General features: G+C 44.2%; 1 protein-coding gene. It reads right to left on the bottom strand.

All coding sequences use genetic code 11. The annotated features are described in order from the left end of the window. Positions 1-3,465, bottom strand: a 3,465-nt coding sequence (locus JO950_RS21505; protein ID WP_202704476.1) for an HYR domain-containing protein, incomplete at both ends; no start/stop codon positions are given.

The raw sequence follows: 3,465 nt of genomic DNA on the forward strand, positions 1-3,465 counted from the left end.
TACTCCGTTGGCGTCAATGCTCAATGGACCTGTTTTAATTGGGGTTACATTGGTATTGGCTGCGGTTACCGGCTGTCCGTTTAAGGTATCGTTGATTGTTACGTTTCCAATTGTGGTTGCTGTTGTTGTACCCGGTGTTTGAACTGGGTAGCTGTTATCAACGTTGGCTACGATTGGGTTTTTAACTTCAACAGTTGCCGTAGCTGTAGCACAGTTGGCAGGGGTTGCTCCTTCTTCACAGATTTCGTATGTGATTTGGTAGGTTCCTGTTACAGTGTTTGGATCTAAAGTTAGTACTCCGTTGGCGTCAATGCTCAATGGACCTGTTTTAATTGGGGTTACATTGGTATTGGCTGCGGTTACCGGCTGTCCGTTTAAGGTATCGTTGATTGTTACGTTTCCAATTGTGGTTGCTGTTGTTGTACCCGGTGTTTGAACTGGGTAGCTGTTGTCAACGTTGGCTACGATTGGGTTTTGCACAATAATAGTAACTGTAGCTGTTGCACAGTTTGCTGTTGGATTTGCAACCTCACAAATTTGATAATCAAAAGTGTAAGTTCCTGTTGGCGTATTTGGCTGAATTGTAACAGCTCCTGTATTAGTGTCAAAATTTAAATTTGAAGGTAAAGTTGTAGTCGAAGTAATTATAACTTCATTGCTAACTACATTTTTACAGTTCAAAGAGTCATTATCCAGAACACTTGGAACTGCGATTCCACCCAGAACTCCATTAAAGGATGTTACACGATCTTCGATAGCTTTGATTGGTCCTATTACTTTCACCGTTTGCGTACACGTCTGAGTATTTCCGGCAGCATCAGTAGCGGTCCAGGTTACCGTAGTGGTTCCGATTGGGAAGCTTGATGGCGCTTCGTTAGTTACCGTTACTGTTCCTGAGCAGTTATCGCTCGTAGTTGGAGTACCTAAAACAACACCTGTTGCAGCGCATGAATTAGTATCAGCCACAGCAGTAACATTTGAAGGACAAGTGATGGTTGGTTTTTGAGTATCGTTTACGGTTACGGTTTGTGTACAAGTCTGCGTATTTCCGGCAGCATCAGTAGCGGTCCAGGTTACCGTAGTGGTTCCGATTGGGAAGCTTGATGGTGCATCGTTAGTTACCGTTACTGTTCCTGAGCAGTTATCACTTGTCGTTGGAGTGCCTAAAACAACGCCGGTTGCAGCGCATGAATTAGTATCAGCCACAGCAGTAACATTTGAAGGACAAGTAATTGTTGGTTTTTGAGTATCGTTTACGGTTACAGTTTGCGTACACGTCTGCGTATTTCCGGCAGCATCAGTAGCGGTCCAGGTTACCGTAGTGATTCCAATTGGGAAGCTTGATGGTGCATCGTTAGTTACCGTTACTGTTCCTGAGCAATTGTCTGAAGTTACTGGAGCTCCTAAAACAACGCCCGTTGCTGTACATGAATTAACATCGGCTACAGCAGTTACATTTGAAGGACAAGTAATTGTTGGTTTTTGAGTATCGCTTACTGTTACCGTTTGCGTACACGTCTGCGTATTTCCGGCAGCATCGGTAGCGGTCCACGTTACGGTTGTGGTTCCGATTGGGAAGCTTGATGGTGCATCGTTAGTTACTGTTATTGTTCCAGAACAGTTATCGCTCGTAGTTGGAGTACCTAAAACAACTCCGGTTGCAGCGCATGAATTAACATCGGCTACAGCAGTAACATTTGAAGGACAAGTGATGGTTGGTTTCTGCGTATCGTTTACGGTTACCGTTTGCGTACACGTCTGCGTATTTCCGGCAGCATCAGTAGCGGTCCAGGTTACCATAGTGGTTCCGATTGGGAAGCTTGATGGCGCGTCGTTAGTTACCGTTACTGTTCCTGAGCAGTTATCGCTCGTAGTTGGAGTTCCTAAAACAACGCCTGTTGCAGCACATGAATTAGTATCAGCCACAGCAGTTACATTTGAAGGACAAGTGATGGTTGGTTTCTGAGTATCGTTTACGGTTACCGTTTGAGTACAAGTCTGAGTATTTCCGGCAGCATCGGTAGCGGTCCAGGTTACCGTAGTGGTTCCGATTGGGAAGCTTGATGGCGCGTCGTTAGTTACCGTTATTGTTCCTGAGCAATTATCGCTTGTCGTTGGAGTGCCTAAAACAACTCCTGTTGCAGCGCATGAATTAGTATCAGCCACAGCAGTAACATTTGAAGGACAAGTGATGGTTGGTTTCTGCGTATCGTTTACCGTTACGGTTTGCGTACAAGTCTGCGTATTTCCGGCAGCATCAGTAGCGGTCCAGGTTACCGTAGTGGTTCCGATTGGGAAGCTTGATGGCGCGTCGTTAGTTACCGTTACTGTTCCTGAGCAGTTATCGCTCGTAGTTGGAGTTCCTAAAACAACGCCTGTTGCAGCACATGAATTAGTATCAGCCACAGCAGTTACATTTGAAGGACAAGTAATTGTTGGTTTCTGCGTATCGCTAACTGTTACGGTTTGCGTACACGTCTGCGTATTTCCGGCAGCATCAGTAGCGGTCCAAGTTACCGTAGTGATTCCAATTGGGAAGCTTGATGGTGCATCGTTAGTTACCGTTACTGTTCCTGAGCAATTGTCTGAAGTTACTGGAGCTCCTAAAACAACGCCTGTTGCTGTACATGAATTGACATCGGCTACAGCAGTTACATTTGAAGGACAAGTAATTATTGGTTTCTGCGTATCGCTAACTGTTACGGTTTGCGTACAAGTCTGCGTATTTCCGGCAGCATCAGTAGCGGTCCAGGTTACCGTAGTGGTTCCGATTGGGAAGCTTGATGGCGCGTCGTTAGTTACCGTTACTGTTCCTGAGCAATTGTCTGAAGTTACTGGAGTGCCTAAAACAACGCCTGTTGCAGCGCATGAATTAGTATCAGCCACAGCAGTAACATTTGAAGGACAAGTAATTGTTGGCTGAGTTAAATCTTTTAAAATGACCTTTTGTATCGCTGTTTCGATATTACCATTCCCATCATCAAAACTCCAAGTAATACTATGTGTTCCCTGAGTATTATATATTAGCGGATCTGTAGTCGTTCCAGTAATAGTTCCAGAACAATTGTCTGTTGTGGTAGGTGCTATAACTGTAGCATTGCATTCTCCCGTTATATCTGCTAAAACTGGTTTCGTTGGTTTTTGAGTATCACTTACTTTTACAGTTGATACTGCTGAAGTTTGTTCACAGCCAGTCAAAGTGTTTATTACTTTTACTTTATAATCACCGTCTTGAGTGACCGTTAATGTTTGATTGGTCTGACCAGAAATTACTGTATTATCCTTATACCAAACAAACGTAGCTGAACTTGCGTCTGTAACAGCTGATAATGTTGTAGTTAAACAAGCTGTTAAAGCACCTTTTATGCTCGCAGTTGGTAATGGACTTACCGTGAAGGTAACATCTGAACTGCTAGCAGCACAACTTCCGTTAGAAGCAACCGTGTATCTTATCGTTACCGCTGT

The sequence above is a fragment of the Flavobacterium sp. UGB4466 genome (genome assembly GCF_903469665.1).
Lineage (GTDB): Bacteria > Bacteroidota > Bacteroidia > Flavobacteriales > Flavobacteriaceae > Flavobacterium > Flavobacterium lipolyticum.